General features: G+C 38.7%; 16 protein-coding genes. 6 read left to right on the top strand and 10 right to left on the bottom strand.

Going from position 1 to position 23,200, the window contains the following annotated elements; genetic code table 11:
• Positions 1-168 precede the first annotated feature (168 nt).
• The 5 genes from QZ562_RS08225 to QZ562_RS08205 all read left to right on the top strand — a co-directional run bounded on the left by QZ562_RS08225 (position 169) and on the right by QZ562_RS08205 (position 7,924).
• A complete protein-coding gene (locus QZ562_RS08225; protein ID WP_293759082.1) occupies positions 169-1,080 on the top strand; it encodes a haloalkane dehalogenase in 912 nt (303 codons plus the stop codon).
• 83 nt (positions 1,081-1,163) lie between these two features.
• The gene (locus tag QZ562_RS08220) at positions 1,164-1,922 is read left to right on the top strand and encodes an SDR family oxidoreductase (protein ID WP_293759080.1); all 759 of its coding nucleotides are present in this window, start codon (positions 1,164-1,166) and stop codon (positions 1,920-1,922) included.
• 151 nt (positions 1,923-2,073) lie between these two features.
• Complete coding sequence (locus QZ562_RS08215) at positions 2,074-3,723, top strand: long-chain-fatty-acid--CoA ligase (protein ID WP_293759078.1); 1,650 nt, start codon at positions 2,074-2,076, stop codon at positions 3,721-3,723.
• A 559-nt stretch (positions 3,724-4,282) separates the two neighbouring features.
• Positions 4,283-6,499 carry a TonB-dependent receptor gene (locus tag QZ562_RS08210; RefSeq protein ID WP_293759076.1) on the top strand — a complete coding sequence of 739 codons (2,217 nt, stop codon included), beginning with the start codon at positions 4,283-4,285 and terminating at the stop codon, positions 6,497-6,499.
• A 963-nt stretch (positions 6,500-7,462) separates the two neighbouring features.
• Entirely contained in the window at positions 7,463-7,924 is a 462-nt protein-coding gene (locus QZ562_RS08205; protein WP_293759074.1) for an Hsp20 family protein, read from the top strand.
• Between the two features lie 78 nt (positions 7,925-8,002).
• Here the strand turns inward: QZ562_RS08205 and QZ562_RS08200 are convergent, their stop codons facing one another.
• From QZ562_RS08200 to htpG, 3 genes are all read right to left on the bottom strand, one after another.
• Positions 8,003-8,392 carry an MAPEG family protein gene (locus QZ562_RS08200; RefSeq protein ID WP_293759072.1) on the bottom strand — a complete coding sequence of 130 codons (390 nt, stop codon included), beginning with the start codon at positions 8,390-8,392 and terminating at the stop codon, positions 8,003-8,005.
• 95 nt (positions 8,393-8,487) lie between these two features.
• The gene (gene adk / locus QZ562_RS08195) at positions 8,488-9,132 is read right to left on the bottom strand and encodes an adenylate kinase (protein ID WP_293759070.1); all 645 of its coding nucleotides are present in this window, start codon (positions 9,130-9,132) and stop codon (positions 8,488-8,490) included.
• 189 nt (positions 9,133-9,321) lie between these two features.
• Positions 9,322-11,244 (bottom strand): molecular chaperone HtpG, encoded by a 1,923-nt coding sequence (gene htpG, locus QZ562_RS08190; protein ID WP_293759068.1) that lies wholly within the window; start codon positions 11,242-11,244, stop codon positions 9,322-9,324.
• 180 nt (positions 11,245-11,424) lie between these two features.
• On the opposite strand from htpG, the gene QZ562_RS08185 reads away from it, so the two are divergent.
• Positions 11,425-13,362 (top strand): EAL domain-containing protein, encoded by a 1,938-nt coding sequence (locus QZ562_RS08185; protein WP_293759066.1) that lies wholly within the window; start codon positions 11,425-11,427, stop codon positions 13,360-13,362.
• 23 nt (positions 13,363-13,385) lie between these two features.
• Here QZ562_RS08185 and recR read toward each other — a convergent pair whose 3' ends face one another.
• The 7 genes from recR to QZ562_RS08150 form a co-directional block, all read right to left on the bottom strand.
• Complete coding sequence (gene recR / locus QZ562_RS08180; protein ID WP_293759064.1) at positions 13,386-13,985, bottom strand: recombination mediator RecR; 600 nt, start codon at positions 13,983-13,985, stop codon at positions 13,386-13,388.
• A 775-nt stretch (positions 13,986-14,760) separates the two neighbouring features.
• Entirely contained in the window at positions 14,761-17,310 is a 2,550-nt protein-coding gene (locus tag QZ562_RS08175) for a UvrD-helicase domain-containing protein (RefSeq protein ID WP_293759062.1), read from the bottom strand.
• 346 nt (positions 17,311-17,656) lie between these two features.
• Positions 17,657-17,986 carry a YbaB/EbfC family nucleoid-associated protein gene (locus QZ562_RS08170; RefSeq protein ID WP_293759096.1) on the bottom strand — a complete coding sequence of 110 codons (330 nt, stop codon included), beginning with the start codon at positions 17,984-17,986 and terminating at the stop codon, positions 17,657-17,659.
• Positions 17,987-18,027: 41 nt separating this feature from the next.
• Entirely contained in the window at positions 18,028-20,607 is a 2,580-nt protein-coding gene (gene dnaX, locus QZ562_RS08165; protein WP_293759060.1) for a DNA polymerase III subunit gamma/tau, read from the bottom strand.
• A 9-nt stretch (positions 20,608-20,616) separates the two neighbouring features.
• Positions 20,617-21,153, bottom strand: a complete 537-nt coding sequence (gene apt, locus QZ562_RS08160) for an adenine phosphoribosyltransferase (RefSeq protein ID WP_293759058.1) — start codon at positions 21,151-21,153, stop codon at positions 20,617-20,619.
• A 399-nt stretch (positions 21,154-21,552) separates the two neighbouring features.
• Positions 21,553-22,299 carry a putative DNA-binding domain-containing protein gene (locus tag QZ562_RS08155; protein WP_293759056.1) on the bottom strand — a complete coding sequence of 249 codons (747 nt, stop codon included), beginning with the start codon at positions 22,297-22,299 and terminating at the stop codon, positions 21,553-21,555.
• Positions 22,299-23,159 carry a DUF692 domain-containing protein gene (locus QZ562_RS08150; protein WP_293759094.1) on the bottom strand — a complete coding sequence of 287 codons (861 nt, stop codon included), beginning with the start codon at positions 23,157-23,159 and terminating at the stop codon, positions 22,299-22,301. The genes QZ562_RS08155 and QZ562_RS08150 overlap by 1 nt, the downstream gene beginning before the upstream one ends.
• Positions 23,160-23,200: the final 41 nt, after the last annotated feature.

The following is a 23,200-nucleotide window of genomic DNA, read 5'->3' as shown; positions in this document are numbered from 1 at the left end:
GTTTTATACTGCAGAATAAACACGCTTTATCGGTGCTAGTAAGTTTGGGCGACTTCTATTCACTGAATAGATAATTCTGCATTAGTCTGAGCAAGTTGACTTTTAGTGACACTTTTGGTGTTCTACATCACAAATATTTTACAAGTTCATTACATTGAGTGTTAACCATTGGAATTTTTGACAACCCCTGAACATTGTTTCGAACAAATAGTAGATTTTGACTATGCCCCTCATTTTTTGCGAGTTGATGATTATGAAGGGAGTTCATTAAAGCTTCATTATATAGACGAAGGTCCAAGGGACGCCAATGTTGTATTAATGCTCCATGGCGAACCTAGTTGGTCATATCTGTATCGCAAAATGATAGGCCCTGTTGTCGAGGCTGGTTATCGGGTAATAGCCCCAGATTTAATTGGTTTTGGAAAATCAGATAAACCCACTGAGCGAAGTGACTACACTTACCAGCGACACCTTGACTGGATTCGTCAGGTTATTATTCAATTAGACTTAAAAAATATAACTTTAGTTTGTCAAGACTGGGGTGGATTATTAGGGTTGCGCTTAGTTGCTGAACACCTTGATTTGTTTTCACGGGTTTTGGCGGCAAACACCATGCTGCCAACTGGCGACCATAAACCCAACGAAGCATTCTTGAATTGGCAAACGTTTTCTCAAGAAGTAGCAGTGTTCCCAGTTGCCGGCATTATTAAAGGTGCCACCGTTACCCCCCTTGGTTCTGAAGTGTTGGCTGCTTATGACGCGCCTTTTCCTGACGAAACGTACAAAGCTGGTGTTAGACAGTTTCCGCTACTGGTTCCCACAACACCCAATGATCCTGCTAGTGAGGCTAACAGACTCGCTTGGCAAACGCTGCGACAATTTACTAAGCCTTTTATTACTGCCTTCAGTGATTCAGATCCCGTTACGGCTGGCGGTGACAAAATCATGCAAAAACTTATTCCAGGCTGCCAAGGTCAGGCACATGCAGTCATTCAACAAGGAGGTCATTTTTTGCAAGAAGATCAAGGCAAACGACTCGCTGCAGTTTTATTAACCTTTATGAGTTCTAACCCTTTATAAATACCCTTTATAAATGCCATTTGTAAATACTTTTTATAAATGCACTATTTAAATTTTAAAATAAAAAGAACAGGAATAATTTGATGGATGAGTTATTAGATTTTACCGGAAAAGTAGCACTGATCACTGGCGCAGGTGGCGGTTTTGGCCGTTTGTTGGCTCAGGGCCTAGCTAAACGTGGGTGTAAGTTAGTGATAAGTGATATTAATCAACAAAACTTAAATGAAACACTTGCCTCATTACCAGACCAAAATAGCGCAATGTCGATGCTGTGTGATGTTTCTAAAGAACAAGACTGCAAAAACATGGTAGATAAAGCCTTAGAAAAATTTGGCCGAGTGGATATTGGTGTTAACAATGCTGGCATTGCTCACGATTTAACCCCCTTACATAAATTAACTGAAGACACTTTGCATAGCCAATTTAACGTCAATGTGAATGGCGTGTTGTTTGGTATGAAATATCAAATTGAGGCTATGTTAAAACAGGGCGAAGGCCATGTGTTGAATATCAGTTCTCTAGCAGGTTTAGGCGGAGCACCTAAAGGTGGTGCTTATGCAGCAGCCAAACATGCGGTAGTAGGTTTAACCAAAACAGCCGCTGTGGAATATGCCAGAAAAGGGGTGCGCTGCAATGCAATATGCCCCTTCTACAGCCCAACTGCTATTTTAGGTGAATTTGCTTCAGAAGAAGGACAAGCACAATTAGCCAGAGGTACACCTATGAAACGCCTGTCCAAACCACAAGAAGTGGTTAATGCCATGTTGTTGATTTTATCTCCGGGTAATTCGTATATGACAGGTCAATCTATCGCCATAGATGGTGGCGTGACAGCTTGGTAAATCAGGAAAAAAATATTAATCGCAGAGGTCACAGAGGCTTCACTTCACAGAGAAAAAAGTCGTTAAGAACTCAGTTTTCTTTTCTTTTGTGGATTCTGTGGTTCAAACGCTTTTATGCTTTTGTAAGCATCAGTTAATTAAAGGAAAATATATGCAAGCTTTGATGATGAACTCCCAGTTGATGATTTCTTCAATACTACGACACGCAGATAAGAACTTTCCAGACTCAGAAATTGTGTCTGTTACAGCAGATAACCCAAGACACAGACATACTTATAGAAATTTTGCTAATCGTAGTCGCCAGTTGGCTAATGCTTTACACCAGTTAGGAGCTAAATTTGGTGATCGTATTGGCACTTTAGCTTGGAATGATTATCGCCATCTTGAACTTTATTATGGGATATCTGGAAGTGGCATGGTGTGTCACACGATCAATCCTAAATTGTTTCCTGAACAAGTTAACTATATTATCAACCACGCAGAAGATAGATTCATTTTTGTTGACTTATTAGTTATACCTTTGCTGGAGGCATTAAAAGAGCATCTTCCCAAAGTTGAGGGTTATATCATCTTAACTGATGAAGCTCATATGCCCGAAACAACGTTGCCTAACGTTATGTGCTACGAAACCCTTATAAGCGAGCAATCAACTGCTTTTGATTGGCCTGAGTTTGATGAAAACACTGCTAGCGCAATGTGTTATACATCAGGTACAACAGGAAACCCAAAAGGTGTTGTCTATAGCCATCGTTCTACACTTTTGCATGCCTTAGGCGGCGGTATGCCTGACGTTTCAGCTGCTTCTTATAAAGAAACGATTCTTCCCATAGTGCCTATGTTCCATGTAAATGCGTGGGGCGCCCCTTATTCATCGTTAATGGTAGGCGCTAAAATGGTTATGCCTGGTCCCAAAATGGGTGATGGCGAAACACTGCAAAGCCTGATCGAAGATGAAAATGTGACCTTTAGTTCTGGTGTACCCACCATCTGGTTAGGCTTATTAAATTTCTTAGATAAAACCGGTAAAAGTATTTCTAGTCTAAAGCGTGTCAGTGTGGGTGGTGCAGCGTGCCCAAGAACTATTATTGAACGGTTTTTGCATCAACATAAGTGCGAAGTCGTTCAAGGTTGGGGCATGACTGAAACCAGCCCACTTGGCACAACTTTCTGTAGAAAAGCAGGCATGGAAAACTTATCTGAAAAAGAGCTAATAGATTTACAATGTTTACAAGGACGAGGCGTATTTGGTATTGAAATGCGTATTGTGGATGAAAATAATCAAGAGTTACCATGGGATGGTGTCGCTTTTGGCTCTCTTAAAGTTAAAGGTCCTTGGGTAGCAAGTGGTTATTATGGTTTATCACAAGTACCCGGTTCAGAGGGGTGTCCTGTGGATGAGCTTGGCTGGTTCGATACGGGCGATGTCGCCACCATTAACCCACAAGGTTATATGAAAATTACCGATCGCACCAAAGATGTCATTAAAACCGGTGGAGAATGGGTCAGTTCAATAGAAATTGAAAATGCAGCTGTAAATCATCCAGGTGTAACCGAAGCAGCCGCGATTGGACGCTATCATCCGAAATGGACAGAGCGCCCCCTGCTAGTCGTGGTTCGTCAAGCAGGATCAAGCGTGACCACAGACGAAATGTTGAAGTTTTTAGGAACCAAGCTACATAAAATATCAATGCCAGACGATGTTGTATTTGTCGAAGAATTACCGCACACGGCCACTGGCAAATTGAATAAGCTCGCTTTGAGAAAAAGCTTAGTGGATTATCAGTTTCCTGTCACTGCTTAAACATTTTCTAACATTCATTTAGGTGCGTCCAGCGCCTAAGTGACTTTGTTGTGATACGTCTTAACTGCTCACTTATCCACATCAACTGACATTTAATGTATGTATTTAGCCCTTTATAAAATATTCGCACAGAAAAAAGATATAAACGGTAATACGCTGTCTAAATAGGTACCGCCTCATCTTGTAATCAGAAAAATCAAGCTCATCAAATGATAAAAGAAAGGTAAGTTTTGTGGATATATCACGCGGCTATAATATAGTCATATGTTCTACCAACCAGCACCTAACTAAAAAAGATGTCAGCCAATTTTTTTTAACTGCTATTGCAAGGCTACAACTAAGAACTAAAGTAATGTGAGCTTTATTTGTTTCAAAATAAACAAAACCGCCTTCTCAAATTTCTTGTATTAACTGCTCGTTTTAAGATGGGAATGAACGCCTCAAATAAAATCTTATTAAGAATCATTTGCATTTAGATTCATCTTTACTTATTATCTTGTACATACAAAGTTATTCTCTCTCACATTCAATCCTTCATGGATTTTTAGGTAGTTTATTAATGAAAAAAAGCGTTCTAGCGACAACCATTGCTCTTGTATTAATGGCAAACAATGTGCTTGCACACTCTCCAAAATCTGCAGACGAAACGGTGACTATTTATGGCAGTTCAACAGGTGCACAAGCAGCCACAGGCGCTGCGCAGTATATCGGTGATGAAGAATTAGCTAAGTTTGTTTATAGCGATATTCAAAGAGTTATTCGTCAAGTCCCAGGCGTTTCGGTTCAAGTAGAAGACGGTTATGGTTTGCGCCCGAATATCAGTATACGTGGTGTAGCAACAGAGCGCAGTGGCAGGATAACATTACTTGAAGACAATATTTTGATTGCTCCAGCCCCCTATTCTGCACCTTCAGCCTATTATTTCCCGACTATAGGGCGAATGAGTGCCATTGAAGTGGTAAAAGGCCCAGCAGCTATTACGCAAGGGCCATACACGATTGGTGGCGCATTAAATATGGTGTCTACGCCGATACCAGATGCACAAGGAGGCCAAATAACGCTGGAAGCGGCTCAAGATGCGACATATCGATTACATGCGAATTTTGGCGATTCATTGAATAATGGTTTTGGTTATTTGGTTGAGGCGCACCAATGGCAGTCTGACGGTTTTCAAAATATAGACCGAAGTGTCACCAATACCGGTCTTGACGTAACAGATTTCACCACAAAATTAGCTTATGCACCCGCTAATTCGGCCCATAGTGTTGAGCTAAAGTTACAAGTGACCGACCAAGATTCAAATCAAAGCTATTTGGGATTAACTGATGCTGATTTTAATGGAAACAGTATTAGACGTTATGGATTGTCTGAACTAGATAATATATCGACTGAACATAGCCAAGTCATTCTTCGCTATGGCTATGAGATTGATCCTAATCTAAACGTGACAGCTGTAGCTTATAATAATCAACATAAACGTGATTGGTTTAAAACCGAAGGCATTGATTTGGATGGCAGCAGTAATGCACAAGATTATTCGCGTACCAGTTGGTCAAACGTTATATCAGCGCTAAATAATAACGATACGATTAATGGTATCAGTACCGAACAGCTGCAAGGCATTCTAGATGGCAATATCGATACTGCTGAAGGTAGTATTCAGTTACGCTCAAATGCTCGTGAATACTTCTCTCGTGGTATCCAATTTGGTTTGTATTGGGATGAGACTATCGGTGATGTCACACATCAGCTAGAAGTGGGTTTAAGACTACACAAAGATGAAGAAGATCGTCTACAACGCAACAGTACTTACCAACAAATCAACGGGCTGTTACAACTCAATGATCTAGGTGAATTAGGTAATGCAGGTAACAGAGTCCAAGAGGCACAAGCACTGGCTTTGCATATTTACGATCGAATTGAGTTTGGTGATTGGACACTAACGCCGGGCATACGTTTTGAAGATATCGAACAAAAGCGTACACGTTTTAATGGCGGTGAAACACGCACTTTTCGTGATGACCGAGAAAATAATACTCAAGTTGTGTTACCTGGCTTAGGTGCCTTATACAAAATGAATGATAGTTGGACCATAGTTGCAGGTGCGCATAAAGGATTCACCGCCCCAAGTAACTCACCAGGTGTAAGAGAAGAAGAAGCGATTAACTATGAGCTTGGTTTTCGTTTTGCTAACAATACACTTAACGCAGAAGCGATTTACTTTCTAAGTGATTACGATAACCTTCTAGGTGAATGCACCGCTTCATCTGGCAGCAATTGTGAAATTGGTAATGCCTTTAATGGAGATGCTGCGACGGTGCAAGGTATTGAATTTGTATTTAAGACCGAATTAAATGAGTTTAATGGTATTAGAATTCCACTTAGTATCACTTACACCTATATCAATAGTGAATTTGATACTGACATTGCTGATACTGCGTTTTTTGGTGACGTAAGTGCAGGTGATCCCATTCCATATATTCCAGAAAATCAAGGACAAGTATCCCTAGGTTTAGAAGCAAATAATTGGTCGACATACATCAATGCAGTATATATAGATGAAGTCTGTGTTCGTGCGTCGTGTGCTGAGTTTGAGAAAACTAACAGCAGCTTTACTGTGGATATCAGCAGTAATTATCAAATGTCTGAAGACCTAAAATTATTTGCTCGAATAGAAAACTTAACTAACGAACAAGATATTGTCAGCAGACAACCTTACGGTGCCCGTCCCAATAAAACACGTACCTTTTCAATCGGTGCACAATATAGTTTTTAATAAGGCTAATATAGCTATACAGGATGAAACTATATCGACAAATTAAATCCAGCTCATGCTGGATTTAATTTATATATTAAGGCCTGCAGACAGCCTCAAGGTATAAATATAAATAAACTAGCTCCACGTATTTTCTTCTAGTCTCTAAGGAGTACAGATTAATTTTGCTGGATTTCAAGTCACCAAAACATCCTTATATATTCGATTCATTATTCTGATACTCATATAATCATTCTTACTTGCGTGCTGTTGATGTCGTATATTGTTCTAAAAACACACAAATATTTGATCCTTAATATTGAACAAGAAGTATCTATTTGTAATTCTCACTGTGTAACTTTTGCCTGCTTTATTGCGGGCTTTTTTTTAGAAAAAAATTCTAGCGTTCTTCTACATCTGATTATCAAATAAAAATTGAAGATTATCGGATTAATACATGAGATGTGTTGGGGCTTTAAGCTAGTTATTATCACCTTCCAATGCTGCCATTATCCCTGTTCTATATACTACTCGCTCATCACGCAAGAACATGAGGACAGACCAAGTGATTACGATAAGACGACTCCACCCAAAATCTGCATACAATAAGGCCTCTCCAATAGGTTTATGCGCAAATAAAATCAATACCAGTAGTATATTTTTCGACAGATTCCACATGCATGGGTTAATGGTGGTCGTAAACCCATTCAAATAGAAGATTTATTAATTATATAATTCAATTAGTTACAACTTAATACAAAGTTTTATTAATATTAACATTGAAAAATACTTTGTAAGCTACATATATTATCAGTCAATGCTGAAAAGGTTGACACAGAGATAAAGGAGCAGTTTCTGATGTGATAACTAGTTTTAGTTATCACAATCCATACTGGATTGGTGATAGGACATCTATACCAAAAATGCCGCCGATCTTCGGGGCAACTAAAATTTTATATTGCTTAATTTACAAGGATATACACAATGCGTAACATCGATTTATCTCCACTTTACCGTTCTTTTATTGGTTTTGATCACCTAGCATCAATGATTGATTCGGCTTCAAAAAATGAAAAACAAACTACTTATCCTCCATACAATATCGAATTGTTAGCTGAGGATAAATACCGTATCACCATGGCTGTTGCCGGATTTGCTAAGGATGAAGTTAGCATAGAGGTGCAAGAAAACACCTTGCAGGTCATAGGTGTTAAAGCAGTAAAAGAAAATGCTGATTCTTCCAATAAAGAAGAACGAAAGTTCCTACACAAAGGCATATCAGAGCGAAGCTTTGAACGTAAATTCCAATTAGGGGACCACGTTAAGGTACTAACTGCTGACTTAGAAAATGGCTTATTGCATGTTGATTTAGAACGTGTGGTGCCAGAATCGAAAAAGCCAAGAAAAATAGAGATTGGTAGTAAACTTATCGAGAACAACGAATAAGCTAAAAACATCTCCCTATTTTATGTGTAAAAATAACGGCGTTTAGTGAACGCCGTTTTTTATATCTAATCACTATATTTAGCGATACAAAATTAATATATTCAGAATTGATAAAGTGATAAGTGAGGCAAAGGTCAACACTATTCCAGACGCTCTCTGCCAACTCGAACCTGAATGATGACGCATACCAAAAGCATGTAAAAATCGGCCCGCCAGCAGTGCCGTTCCTGCTAAGTGTAAGACGATGGACTGACTTAAATTAACTTCTGCAATGAAAAGCAAGATAATGACGATAGGTGTGTATTCACTAAAATTACCATGAGCACGGATCACCTGTTGAAAATGATGGTCGCCACCATCGCCGAGGAGGATATTTTTGCTAAGCCGACTTTTAACAACCAAAGCCGAAAGATAGAAAAACAAAATCCCCAATAACCCCGCATAAAAAGCTGTAATGGGTGTGTTCATATGACTACTCCTATCCTGTTCTAACCTTAAATGAATAAAATCCACAAAAAAGCCCGCTAGAAGCAGGCTAAGTTCAAACTAGTACCATTCTAAAGCTATCCTAGCAATGTCTCAAGCTGATGACTTACAGCTTCAACTGCTTGGCTACCATCAAGTTTATGATAAGCACAGTCACCCGTACTAGCTAACTCAGTATAATAGTCAACCAGAGGTTTAGTTTGATTGTGATAAATACCAAGACGTTTACGCACTGTTTGCTCTTGATCGTCGGGTCGTATAGCTAATTCTTCACCGGTCTCATCATCTTTTCCTTCAACCTTGGGGGGATTGTAACGTAAATGATAAACACGACCTGAGCCAGGATGAACCCTTCGTCCACTCATTCGTTCAACTATAACCTCATCGTTAACATCAAATTCAATCACATGATCAACTTTAATATCTGCGTCTTTCATGGCATCAGCTTGAGGAATAGTACGAGGAAAACCATCAAGTAAAAAACCGCCAGCACAATCTGCTTGGGTGATTCGCTCTTTAACTAAACCAATAATCAACTCATCAGAAACAAGCTTGCCTTCATCCATTACGCGTTTTGCAGCCACGCCAAGCTGTGTACCAGCATTGATTGCTGCACGTAACATGTCTCCAGTCGATATTTGTGGGATACCAAACTTACCCATTAAAAATTGGGCTTGAGTACCCTTACCTGCACCAGGAGCACCAAGAAGAATAATGCGCATACCGTGTCCTTTGAATTATAAATTATGTTTAAAATTATAAGATTAACTTTACACATTAGACTTTAATGTTACAAGAATAATAAGCCCTGCATATGAGACAAAAATCCCAATAAGCTTACTTTCATCTAGTTAAAACAAAAACGGGCATCTAAGCCCGTTTTTAGTTAGCAAACTACTGCTATTTATTGCTTATTTTGCCAAGCTCGCTAGTAGCTTGTTTAAATTCTGCACAAAGCTTGCGGGGTCTTTCAAGCTACCTTGTTCAGATAACGCAGCCTGGTCAAACAACACGCCAGTCCACTGTGCAAAAAGTTCCTCATCTTGCACATCAGCTAATAATTTAACTAGCTGGTGTTCAGGGTTTAGTTCAAAAGAATACTGAGCTTCAGGAACCGGTTGACCTGCTGACTGCATCAACTTAATCATTTGTGTGGTCATACCTTGCTCGTCAGCTACAATACAAGCTGGTGAGTCAGTCAAACGATGTGTGAATTTAACATCTTTCACTCTATCGCCTAACGCAGCTTTAACTCGCTCAGTCAAACCTTCAACCTGCTTTTCTGCTTCTTCTAAGGCTTTCTTACTTTCTTCGTCTTCTAAGTCACCTAAATCTAGCGCACCGTGGGTAATAGATTGAAAGGACTTTTCGTCGAACTCAGTCAAATGAGACATTAACCACTCATCTACACGGTCTGCCATTAGTAACACTTCGATTCCTTTCTTACGAAAGATTTCTAAGTGTGGACTAGAATTTGCAGCTTTATAACTATCGGCAGTAATGTAATAAATTTTGTCCTGCTTTTCTTGCATGCGACTAATATAATCTGCAAGAGAAACAGTTTGAGCTTCTGAATCGGTATGAGTAGAAGAAAAACGCATCAAACCAGATATTTTTTCTTTGTTAGCGAAGTCCTCAGCAGGGCCTTCTTTTAGTGCATTACCAAACTCTGCCCAAAATGCTAAATACTTTTCAGCATCATTTTTAGCAATTTTTTCAAGCATTTGTAACACACGTTTCGTGCAACCTTGACGCATCGCTTGAGTCACTTTATTGTCTTGTAATATTTCACGAGACACATTTAATGGCAAATCATTTGAATCCAATAAACCTTTTACAAAACGAAGGTATGTTGGCAACATTTGTTCCGCGTCATCCATAATAAACACGCGTTGCACATAAAGTTTCAGACCGTGTTTATGATCACGGTTCCACATATCAAACGGAGCTTTGCTTGGTATGTATAACAAACTGGTATATTCAGTTTTACCTTCAACCTTATTATGTGACCAAGTCATAGGATCACTAAAGTCGTGAGAGATATGTTTGTAGAATTCTTTGTATTCGTCTTCACTCACATCAGACTTATCACGCGTCCAAAGCGCAGTAGCTTTGTTTACTGCTTCCCAAAATGCCGGCACTGCAGGAATTTTAGTCTCGTCAGGACCATCACGCTCAGGCTCTTCTTCTTTGAACATTTTGACAGGAATACTAATGTGATCAGAATATTTGCTCACGATTGAGCGTAAACGCCAATCATCTAAAAATTCTTTTTCGTCTTCTTTTAAATGCAGAGTGACTTGTGTACCGCGGCCAGCTTTTTCAATATCGGCAATAGTAAACTCACCTTCACCAGCTGATTCCCACTGCACGCCTTTAGACTTGTCTTCACCGGCAACACGTGTAGTTACTGTGACTTTATCAGCAACAATAAAAGCTGAATAAAAACCTACACCAAATTGGCCTATAAGCTGTGAATCTTTGGCATCATCGCCAGACAATTTACCAAAGAACTCTTTTGTACCTGACTTAGCGATGGTGCCCAAATGTGCAATCACATCCGCTTTGTTCATACCAATGCCGTTATCAGCAATAGTAATAGTGCCAGCGTCTTTATCGATACTGAGTTTAACGTGTAAATCGCCATCACCTTCGTAAAGACTATCGTTAGACAAAGCTTTAAAGCGTAATTTATCTGCAGCATCAGCCGCATTAGACACTAATTCACGTAAAAATATTTCTTTGTTCGAGTAAAGCGAATGGATCATCAGTTGAAGTAGTTGTTTTACTTCGGTTTGAAATCCATGAGTTTCTTGTTGGGCTGCTTCAGCCATAACCAAGTGTCTCCTGAGTTGTAGTTACTAAAATGATGTCACTGTAGATGAGGTCTGTTAATTTGTTTTCAAGGATAATTTCACAATTTGTTTTTTTTGACTGCTAATCAGGCTCAACTAATTTACACTTATCTTCTTAGATTCAGTCATACAGGCTCAATCAATAGTATGTGAGGTTAAATGCCAGTAGCATTAGATGAACTACAAACCGCCGTATGGGTCTATGATATTGAGAAATATAGTATAATCTGGGCAAATCAAGCTGCTTTAAGGTTGTGGGATAGCCCGTCAGTAGAGGATCTAAAAAAAAGAGACTTAAAAACAGGGTTATCGGTAGCCGTTCGAGACAGCCTGCTCCAATACCAGCGAGCGTTTGAACTAGACCAGGTAATTCAAGAAAATTGGTTTTTCACCCCAAAAGGCAAAGACACTCAAGCATTTTGTCAGTTTTCTGGTCATCGATTAGCTGATGGTAGAATGGCCATGCAGGTTGAGGCAACAACAGCAACGAATATTTATCATTCTGATGAGCAATTTAGTGCCACCACTATTCTTTCTAGTTTCACCATGAGTGGCGAATTTATTAGTGGTAACCCCCCTTATATTAAAGCGTTTGGACACAAATTTGCACTGTTAAACCAAATAATTTGCGAACCAGACACGCTGCAAAAAATCTATCTATGCATCAACCAAAAACAACGTTTTGAAGGCGATGTGTTGATGAATAGTGCACAAGGTAAAACTTGGTATCACCTCATCGCTGTTAATACTCAGCATGCAGAAAGCAACTCAACTATATTGCTTCATCATTATGATATTCACAAACGTAAAACTACTGAACAAACATTACAACATCAAGCGTGGACCGATCCCCTTACAGACTTACTTAATCGCCGAGGTCTAACCCATGCGCTAAAGTGCAGTGTTGAGAGCGATATTCCGTTTACTTTGTTATATATCGACTTAGACGGTTTTAAGATGGTAAACGACTTATCAGGTCATAATGCGGGAGATATTATTTTATCTGAAGTAGCCGACAGGCTTCGTCAGAGCTCTCTACCTGGTTCAACATTGTGCAGATTTGGTGGTGATGAATTTGTCTTAGTATTGTATCAAGACTTATCAGAACACGCTTTAGTTGGCCTATTAAATCGAATAATTGATTCTATTTCAGAGCCTTATCAAGATAATCAGCAAAACCCAATAGTATTATCAGCTAGCATCGGTTTATCTCGCTTTCCTAAAAATGGTTACGTTATTGAAAATTTGATCATGTGTGCCGATGCAGCTATGTATCAAGCCAAAAAATCAGGAAAAAAAAGATGGGTTGAATATCAAGTAGGTATGGAAAAGGAATTAAAACGTTTGAGTGATTTATCACAAAAACTGTCTCTAGCTTTGAAAAACCAAGAATTGTCCTTGTACTATCAGCCTATAGTAGACATTTCTAAAAGCAGTACCACCTCTTTTGAAGCGCTGCTCCGCTGGTATAATTCTGAGTTAGGTCACATCAGTCCACAAGAGGTGATTGATGTTGCAGAAAAAACAGGCCTAATCCATGATATTGAAAACTGGGTTCTAAATCGTGCTATACATGACCTGTGCACATTCAAACAAATAATAGGTCAACACGTCACCATGGCCGTTAATATTTCAGGCTTACATATGTTAGAACCAAACCTTGGCGAGTATGTGTTTTCTTTATTAAAACAAAACAACTTGCAACCATCAGATTTAACTATTGAACTCACAGAAAGTGTGTTGTTAACTAATATTGATTCAGAAGATTCTCCTGCCAATCAAATGACTAAGGGCGGTATTCGTTTGAGTATTGATGATTTTGGCACCGGTTATTCGTCTCTGGCATACTTACATGCCATACCCGCCTCCGTTGTAAAAGTCGATAAGGCATTTTTGAATCAAACAGAAAACAACACTGTCACGCTAGAGTGCATTCACACCTTGGTAAGTTCACTGAACATGAATAGTTTGATTGAAGGTATTGAAACTCAAGAACAGTCATTATTATTACAAAGGCTTGGTTTTAACTTACAACAGGGCTATTACCATGGCAGACCACAACCACTAGATTACTATCTATCTGCTCCATTCAATTAAATCTAAATTCGGGTTACCGACACTTATATGTCCCTACGCCCAGCAAAAGCGTAAGTAAGAGTATTACCATCAATGTACTCTAACTCACCGCCAACAGGCACCCCATGCGCAATACGGGTAGCTTTGATACCTTGGCTTCTACACATTTGTGCGATGTAATGTGCTGTAGCCTCTCCCTCTACAGTGGGGTTAGTTGCCAAAATCACCTCTGTAATAGCATCGCTTTCAAATATTTGCGACAGTTGCTCTAAACCAATATCTGCAGGGCCAATGCCGTCAATTGGCGATAAATGCCCCATCAATACAAAATAACGGCCTTTGAACTCTAAAGTCTGCTCAACAGCCAGCATATCTTGAGGAGATTCCACCACACATAATTGTTGATTATCCTGACGCTTTGGATTGGCACAGATTTCACATAATTTATTTTCACAAAATGTTCGACACTTTTCACAATGTTTGACGTGCTCCATCGCATTGTGCAACACATGACTTAATTGCAACGCCCCTTGACGATTTCGCTCTAAAAGATGAAACGCCATACGCTGAGCACTCTTAGGCCCTACACCTGGTAGTATTTTAAAAGCATCAATTAATTCTTTAATTAGTGGGCTAAACTGCATTTATCACCTAAGTTTTTGTTTTATTGTAAATTATATCGTATGACGATCAGCCTAAAAACGTATTAAAACCAAATTAAGCTCAAATATTATGTTTTCCAAACTATCTTGTAATCAAATATGTATCAGCGTTACTCTAATCAGAAGCGCTGGGACAACCTTATATTAGATTTCATTTTGAACTCCTATTGTCCTCTACTTTCCTCTATTTAACGCGTTATCTGTAGGCTTTCAAAGTGGTTTTTAAAAGGTTTATAAAAAGCTTATGTACAGTAATCTATACTCAAAATAATTGTCAATTATACGTCTACTTTTGCAAATTGGATGAGTCTATCAACATTATTAAAGTGTTCAACCTGAACCCTAATATGGTTAATCTCATCCAATACATTTTTAGATGTTGTTGTAAAAATATTTAGACCAGCTCGATTTCATCCAGTTTTAGTCACTTACTTTAAAAAAGAAGAGGGACATTCTATCTTTTTGCTTTTGTCTAGTATGTTTACTCGGTTCACTCTTTATTTCGTAACTCAAGCACTCATAAAATTAACCATACTGACTGACTTTACGTTTTTTCGATCTACCACAAATACCATAAATCAACTTTTCCCTATACGCATCATTAATACAAACACTCTTTGTCATCGTATCTGATGAGGACAGACCACAATCATTACAAACAAGAGCTTTAAAGAACATACCACTTGTGCAACTGAAAAGTGACCAACAGTCCTTCACACAAATTTAAACTTTTATGTGCAAATAGGTACTTGGTGACTTAACGATATTTTTCCTCGAATGTTTTTGAGGCAATATGCAAACTATATTTCGGCGACAACAATTCATTGATGAAAACCGAAGGGGCCATCGAGTCAGCAATCAAGTAGCTTTTCTTTTTAGCTCTGGTTAGGGCTACGTACAGCAGCCTTCTCTCTTCTGAGTGTGGAAATGAATCTAAGCTTGGCAGCAACGCTTCAACCACTGCATCCTCTTTATTCAAATTTGGGGATCCTGTTCTTCCTTGGAAGAAACCCACTAGAATACAATAATCAGCTTCTAGTCCCTTTGAACCATGAAAAGTCCAGTATTTGATTGTCACACTATTTGAACTAGGAAGTGCCTCTTTCAGCTCTTGTTTGACTTGTTCAAGTAGATATCTATATCGCGCTAATATAGAAATGGAACTGTTAATATCATTATTTAAAATAGTGGTCACAACTTGGAGAATTTGTTTTGAAAGATTCTTTTTTCCATCAACGATACTGTCCAGTAAATAAACCTGAGAACTATCGACCTGTGTATGAGTTGTAACCTGCTTTTTATATTGTTCAGGATTTTGCATAATAAACATCCCTGCAATATCAGCGATACTGTTATTATAGCGAAACGTTTTATCGAGTTTAGTCACCGTATTTTGACCTACTAACTCATCAAACTTAGTGGTCAATTCGAGCTTGCTACCAGCAAATCGATATATTGACTGCCAATCATCACCAACAACAGTGAGAATAGGTTTAGGTCCATAAGTAATTAGCGCATTGAGAAAATCCATTCGCGACATCGATATATCCTGAAATTCGTCAACTAAAATATGACTCCATGTTGGCAGAAACTGTTTAGATGTTATTGCACTAGTTGAACGAATAATCATGTCGTCAAAGTCAATACTGTGCTTATTTATCAATTCTTTTTTATATGATGTTTGCAGATTATCAAGTAGTTCAGAATATGCCTCAGAGTTAGGTATGTTGTTGGCTACTAAACGACTTAATATTGCTTTTTTATCTAGTCTCTCAACTCGTATAGCTTGTAAACATTTAAGATAACGTTTTGAGCTATCGTCGATAAGCTCCATCTCTTTTAAAACATCTACTACATCTTCTGACGGTTTTTGATTGGTTTTTATCCCACATTTATTCATCAGTATTGACAATCGATTTTCTAAATTATCTTCTAACCAATCGTAGTGAAAAGTCTCAAGCAATTCTGTATTACACTTTTTGTGCAGAGCACGCTTTTGCCTTATGCCTTCATTGTATTCAACATTATCGATATAATGTCTGGTTTTACCCTGACGATCGATACCAAAATGTTCAATATATATATTAGTATCCGTAATATGAAAATTGGGCTTATAATCAAATTCGACCTGCAGTTTTGTTTTCGATACGAACGGTACTTCGTACTCGTAAGTAACATCGTTCAAAAACAACCAGTTTGCTATGATTAACTCTTGATAACCTTTTACTTGTTCGCCTTGCAGAGTTCTGTATTCGTTGTCTCTCAAATATGCATCGTATTCGTCTTTTATTTTGAAATCAAAAGGGTTAACAGGCTGATATGTAAGCTTAATAAAGTCACATAGTGCTTTGGGGTTAGTCGTTATGTAATCAGTTAACCATAAGGTTACCCAGTTCTGAAGCTTATTGGGGTCATTGCAGAACTCAGAAAGATAAGTCGGTATATTTGTTTCTTTAAGTATCTTTCTACCCAGTGCATGGAAGGTTGAAACGAAGGGCATATTATCACCTTGTTTATTACAGGCTGTGCCTCTTGCTACGACTCTTTCCTTTAGCTGTTTAGCTGCCGCATTGTTATAAGCCAGGATTAAAACCTCTTCACTTTTAGCCATTCCTGTTGCCACTAAGTCCAGTGCTTTAGCCACCATGACCGATGTTTTGCCCGTGCCTGCTGCTGCAAGGACTAGGTTGAAATCATTGTTTCTAACAACGGACAGTCGTTGGTTTTCTGTAAGAGGATGTGATTCGATGTTATCAAAAAAAAATTTTTTACTTTTTAATTGCTGGTTTTCGTAATGTTTTCGTAAAATATGCTTCCCTTTTTGTAAAGGAAAACATGCCTCCCACCTAGCTAAAATTTCAAGGGTATTTTTGTTTAACGTTGATTGCCAGACTGGTTTCGATATTGTATAGCTATTTAAAAAAGGAGTCGCCTTAGCTTCAATTAAATCAATTGAAGAATCACGTAAATATTCAAAACGTGATTTTTTCATTAAGTGATCGTTTACTATGTTTATTCTATTGGTGATATTGTCAATAACCTGCTGTTCGATATATGCGAACGCCTGTTTGAGGTTGGTTTTTTTTAAGAACGAATAGCGGTAGTGATGAGTGGATGTTTTGATATTCAGAATGTGGCCCAGAACGCCACGTTTAACTTGTGGGATATCAGTAATATCTGAGTATTTCAAAATTCTTTGTTCTGAATGACCTTGGTCAATAATCAAATGTTGCTCAACAACCGCTAACCTATCGATACTTCCAAATAATTTCCCCAAAAAATTGGGTGTAACGATTTTTTCCTGCATTTTTCACCTAAATCTTTATAACTTCTAATTTTGACTACTCGGACAAACTCATCTGCCCTACAAAAATATTCTTTTAACTGCTTACAAGATTCGGTTCATCATCAATTTCTAAAAACCTTATTTAAGCCTTGTTTAAACCTTATTAAATTAAATTCACTATGCTCTATAGGAGTATAAAACTTAGCATTTAATCAGAGATATATCACTATTTATCAATAAGATAGACATTAAAAAGCCAACTACAAAGCTGGCTAAATATAAAATTCTCGACTGTTATTAACTGTTAAAATCATTTAGTTTGACAGTTAATAACGGTCCAGAATGTCTGTTTTACAGCGTTTTATAACTAAAACGGCATCTTAAAACCTGGAGGTAAAGGCATACCACCAGTGACATCTGCCATTTTTTCTTTAGTGGTTTCTTGCACACGTCTGACACCGTCATTAAATGCTGCAGCGACCAGGTCTTCGATCATTTCTTTATCTTCTTCCATCAGACTTGGATCAATATCAACTCGACGCACTGCATGACTGCAAGTCATTGTTACTTTAACCAAGCCTGCACCGGACTGACCTATTACTTCTGTTTTGGCTAACTCTTCTTGATTTTTTTGCATGCGCTCTTGCATTTGTTGCGCCTGCTTCATCATGTTACCCATTCCGCCTTTCATCATAATCTGTCTCTCTTCCTTTCGGATAAATGTCTATTATTAATTGGTTATCTAGCTTGAATACTGTCTTCGTCTACTTTGGCAGCAAACTGTTGCTGTAATAATTGAATACCTGGGTCACTCTTCACCACTTCGCGAGCGTATTCGTTACGCACTTGGTTCACTTTAAGTTGCAAAGCGTAAGGAGTGTTAATGGGTTGTCCTAGTTCAATTTCAAGTTCAATAGGTTCATTAAGTGCTAAACAAAGTGCTTCTTTGAGCTGTTGCTGACCGGTATCAGAAATAAGATGGGCTTTTGACGCTAAAAGTGTCAACTTAATCGTATGGCCTTGTTGATTAAATGCAGAGTGTAAGGCCAATTGTTTGGTCAAAGCGGTGACTTGCATATCTTCGATTAACCGACTCCAATCGTCCACTTGTAATGCTTTTAGCACTTTTTCTTTATTGGGTAAAAAAGTAGAAATCTGTAGGGTAACATCGCCAACATTTTCTTCATCCAAATGAGCGCCGGAGTCAAAAAATTCTGCCTCTACCGCGTTTTTTTCTGCTGAAAAAGGGCTAGTTATAGGCGTATGCACGGATGTAGGTACTGGCGAAACCACTGGAGTAACTTTATGTATAAATGCAGATGTGGCTTGCGATCCATGTTCGACTGGCCAAGGCGGTACATTATCCAAAATATGCTCTGGACCATTTGATGAGTTAGCCTGTGGCTCAGAGTTTGGAACTGATGCTGTTTGTAAACCTTGACTTTGCTGTTTATCATTAGCTGCGGGTTGACTTTCAACTTCTTGGTTTTGCTTTCGGATCGCCGCTAAATTAAATGGGGTAGAACTTTCAGACTTTTTTACCTGTTCAGCTCCTTCCTCCTTATTATTTTGGCTTTGCTTAAGTTTATTACGCAGAGCGATTAAATCAGCGGTAGAAGTGTTGGGTTTTGAATAAGTCTGTGGATTTAGAGAAGTCTGTTGATTTAAAGAAGCCTGCGGGACTTGTACCTGATTAGGGGTATTTTCATAATCACTTGGCTGGTAATTACCAGAAAAAGCCTCAGATGACTGGTCATCAAGCGTTACAGGTTGATATTGGTCGTAATCTATTGATTGATGACCAAAATTTTCTGCCTGAGTCATAATGTCTTGCTGTTGGGCGGATAAATCAGCATTTGATTGTGATGCCTCGTCGATCTGAGGTGGTGGCGGTGGCGTCACTTTTCGTTGCTTTGATACTACTGAAGACTCGGGTGATTGCTCGGGCTCAGGAGAACGTTTAGCAGTATAGTCCTGATTAACTGCGGTGTTATTTTCAGCTAACGCTTCAACCGGAGTGTCTTGCTGTCCTAAATTTTTATCAACAGGCTCAGCGTCAGATACAGTTTGATTAGATACATTGTTATCACCAGAAACATTATAATTACCTGCTTCAGGTTTTATTGCAGCTGAGTCTGTCACATCACTGTTAATCGACTGGATGTTCGTTTGTTGTGGCAGCAATGCTACATCTGGAGTATTAGCAACAATATCCAGCGGCTCTAATTTTATATTATTCGGACAAAAAGCCAACATGCGCAACAGAGTCATTTCTAGGCCAGTTCTGGCATCAGCCGCATGAGGTAAATCTTTCTTACCCGTAAGAGCAATTTGATACAGCAGTTGAATTTGTTCCGCAGGCACAGACTTAGCTAATTGAAAAATAGCTCTGGCTGAAATAGTTTCTAACTTACATGCGTCAGGTACAAATTGGGTTAAAGCAATTTGATGGAATAGGCTCATGATTTCAGCCAATACCAAAGCATAATCTGGCGCTTGTATAGCCATCAACTCGACTTGTTGCATTACTTTGGCGCTGTCTTTTTGAACCACAGCATGGACCAATTTTAGAACTTGGTTTTTATCCATCAGTCCCAGCATGTCTGTGACTATTTGTAACCCAACAACACCGTTACCTTGAGCTATGGCTTGGTCTGTTAAACTCAATGCATCACGCATACTGCCTTGCGCTGCTCTAGCTAATTGGCTGAGTGCTTCTTTATCAAACTTGATACCCTCTTCGCTCAAAACAAAGTCTAGCTGTTTGCTAATTTGTGCACGAGACAAAGCTTTTAGGTTGAACTGTAAACATCGAGATAAAATCGTAACAGGTAGTTTTTGTGGATCAGTAGTCGCTAATAAAAACTTAACATGAGGTGGCGGCTCTTCGAGGGTTTTCAGTAAAGCGTTAAAACTATGCTTCGACAACATGTGTACTTCATCGATTAAATAAACTTTATAGCGACCACGACTAGGTTTGTACTGCACGTTATCAAGCAACTCACGCGTGTCTTCAACCTTGGTGCGTGATGCAGCGTCTATTTCAAGTAAATCGATAAAGTTGCCATGTTCGATTTCTTTGCAAGTGCTGCATTGACCACAAGGTTTAGCACTTAAACCTTGTTCACAATTTAAACTTTTTGAAAAAATCCGCGCGATAGTGGTTTTACCCACACCTCGAGTACCAGTAAACAAGTAAGCATGATGCAATCTATTATTATCAAGTGCATTGGAAATAGCAGTAACAACATGCTCTTGCCCGACTAATTCGCCAAAACGATTAGGTCGCCATTTTCTTGCTAAAACTTGATAACTCATTTTACTTAGTTACTCGCCTTCGAATTCACAAATAGAAAAACTGGTGACACCACAGTCAGTCAGTTTTTGTTCACCACCTAGTTCTGGTAAAGAAATAACAAAACCAGCGTGTTCAACTACACCGCCTAAGCGCCTGATTAAATTAGCTGTAGCGATCATAGTACCGCCTGTTGCCAATAAATCATCCAACATCAATACTTTTTCACCTGGCTTCACAGCATCTCTGTGAATTTCTAAGCAATCAGTGCCGTACTCCAATTCGTAACTTTCGCTTATGACTTCACGAGGTAGCTTATTAGGTTTACGCACAGGAATAAATCCTATACCGAGCTCTATAGCCAAAGGCGCACCAAACAAAAACCCGCGGGCTTCGGTGCCAGCTACTTTATCAAAACCCATCGGCGCATAATGCTTCAATAAGATTTCGATGGAGGCTGAGTAGGCTTTGTGGTCTTCTAAAACCGAGGTCACATCGCGAAACATGATCCCAGGCTTTGGGTAATCAGGAACGGTTTTAATAACCGATTTTATATATTCGGCGGGCACGAATTTCCCCGTAATTTAAAAATTAGATAAATAAAGTAGCTGCGGGTATTAAAGGTAAAAAACAAACCAGCCAAGTATGACATGCATTAACGGCAACGCTAGCAGCACACATAAGGCTGCAATCAAATAGCCCCAATTAAACGGGTCATGTGAACTGTTATCATCTTGCATTATTGCACTCCAGACTTATAGGGTAAAAACCCACATTAAACAACTAAAATGAAGGCGCAGATGTTAATCCAAAGTCTTATAAATTGATAGTCCTAAAAGTCAGACTTGGGGATGTATGGCCAAAAATATAACGACTGCATGATACCAACAGAATATTAAAACCTAATAGACTTAATCTTTGGGTGAAGTGAATAAAGTCAGCAATCAGGTGTGTTCATGAGTGAGCAATTATTGCTCTGCAATAAATAATATTTCTTGCAGCAATAACTGCTTTATTACTTGTTGCAGTGAACCAGTGATTTGATGCACATCGAGTTGCGGCATGGCTTCGATCATTATTTTAGTGAGTGAATCAACCGTTGCCCTCCCCTGTTTCATAATGGAGTTTAACAAGTGTGCTGATACTGCATTAATTAAGGTGAAATTCACTTCATCTGTGGTATCTCGATAAACCACTACGTACACTATTTCGGTTATTTGTGAAGGAGAAAATTCAGCACTAATTTGATGAACAGGATATTGATAACTCACTAAAGTAGCTAATTCTGACATCTGAACTTGGGTTATTGGTGAAAATCCATCCCATTTTTTAGTCCTTTGACTCGACTTTCGAACACTTACATCTAACTCTAACCATTCGTAATGTGCCAGTTCACGCATAAAAATTGGGTCGAACTCAGTCAGTTCGTACTCATTGCTTAAAAACTCTATAAATTCTTTACTAATATCAATAAAATATGGAGAGCGGCACTCATGCTTAATAAAAAAGGTTCGCGCTAGCTCTTTCCATTGTTGTTCACTGTACAAACTTTCCAAAACAGGAAAACCTGAACTAAGGAAGCTCAAAATATTTTTAAAAAATAATTCTCTATAGATTTTTAAACGTCGGTCTTCGATACCACCATCAAACAGATTAGCTTCTGGATTTTTTATATGCTGAATAAAAGCATGTTGTGTTTCTCTCAAAGACTTCATTAGGCTCTAAATTTTCTGGGTTGTTTAGCAGACATTTGGTGTTGCACATGCTTTTGAATAGTTCTGATTTTTTCCATCTCTATTAATAACTCACTGATGGGTGGAATATTAAAATCTCTTTCTAACAAGGTGGGAAAAACACCATGGATCTCATAGGCTTTTTTAAGTAGTTGCCACACCGGCTCAATAACGTCGGAGCCATGGGTATCAATTTTTAGATCATCGGCTTCGTCATAATGTCCGGCAATATGCCCATAAACAATTTTTCCACTGGGCATGGCAGACAAAAATTTTTCTGCATCATAATTATGATTAATAGAATTCACGTAAATATTATTTACATCCAATAACAACAAACAACCTGACTCATTAAGCACAGATAATGTGAACTCTTGTTCAGTCATCTCTTGTCCGGGTGCAGCATAATAAGACACATTTTCTAGCAACAGCGGCCGCTCGATAATATCTTGCACCTGTTTAACCCGATCAACCACATGTGTAACTGCTTCTTCAGTAAACGGAATTGGCATCAGATCATATAGATGACCCTGACCAGAGCAATAACTTAAATGTTCACTGTAATATAAAATCTGATGCCTATCTAAAAACAGTTTAACGTCTTTTACGAAGTCAATGTCAAGTGGCTCAGGGCTGCCAATAGATAGAGACAAACCGTGGCTAACAAAGTTACTGCCAGAGGTGAATTGATTAAGGTTCTTCTGATACTTGCCCCCGAGAGGGATCCAGTTTTCGGGCGCTACTTCCCAAAAATCGACAGAAGCAGGAATGTCAGGTAACAGTTCATCGAACATTTCTCGACGTAAACCTAAGCCTACTCCTGAAAGATGTTTATTCATCATTAAATTTGTCCTGTCTCTTATAAACCTCTCCGAGCCCACGA

This window comes from uncultured Paraglaciecola sp., from assembly GCF_913058035.1.
Lineage (GTDB): Bacteria > Pseudomonadota > Gammaproteobacteria > Enterobacterales > Alteromonadaceae > Paraglaciecola.
This window is presented reverse-complemented; position numbering and strand designations above follow the sequence as displayed.

Bases quoted from the DNA above. Each gene is read 5' to 3' on its own strand.
- QZ562_RS08210 (WP_293759076.1), top strand. From the start codon at position 4,283: ATGAAAAAAAGCGTTCTAGCGACAACCATTGCTCTTGTATTAATGGCA.
- recR (WP_293759064.1), bottom strand. From the start codon at position 13,985: ATGCAGTTTAGCCCACTAATTAAAGAATTAATTGATGCTTTTAAAATA.
- QZ562_RS08215 (WP_293759078.1), top strand. From the start codon at position 2,074: ATGCAAGCTTTGATGATGAACTCCCAGTTGATGATTTCTTCAATACTA.
- QZ562_RS08205 (WP_293759074.1), top strand. From the start codon at position 7,463: ATGCGTAACATCGATTTATCTCCACTTTACCGTTCTTTTATTGGTTTT.
- QZ562_RS08185 (WP_293759066.1), top strand. From the start codon at position 11,425: ATGCCAGTAGCATTAGATGAACTACAAACCGCCGTATGGGTCTATGAT.
- QZ562_RS08200 (WP_293759072.1), bottom strand. From the start codon at position 8,392: ATGAACACACCCATTACAGCTTTTTATGCGGGGTTATTGGGGATTTTG.
- dnaX (WP_293759060.1), bottom strand. From the start codon at position 20,607: ATGAGTTATCAAGTTTTAGCAAGAAAATGGCGACCTAATCGTTTTGGC.
- QZ562_RS08220 (WP_293759080.1), top strand. From the start codon at position 1,164: ATGGATGAGTTATTAGATTTTACCGGAAAAGTAGCACTGATCACTGGC.
- QZ562_RS08150 (WP_293759094.1), bottom strand. From the start codon at position 23,159: ATGATGAATAAACATCTTTCAGGAGTAGGCTTAGGTTTACGTCGAGAA.
- htpG (WP_293759068.1), bottom strand. From the start codon at position 11,244: ATGGCTGAAGCAGCCCAACAAGAAACTCATGGATTTCAAACCGAAGTA.
- QZ562_RS08155 (WP_293759056.1), bottom strand. From the start codon at position 22,299: ATGAAGTCTTTGAGAGAAACACAACATGCTTTTATTCAGCATATAAAA.
- QZ562_RS08175 (WP_293759062.1), bottom strand. From the start codon at position 17,310: ATGCAGGAAAAAATCGTTACACCCAATTTTTTGGGGAAATTATTTGGA.
- adk (WP_293759070.1), bottom strand. From the start codon at position 9,132: ATGCGCATTATTCTTCTTGGTGCTCCTGGTGCAGGTAAGGGTACTCAA.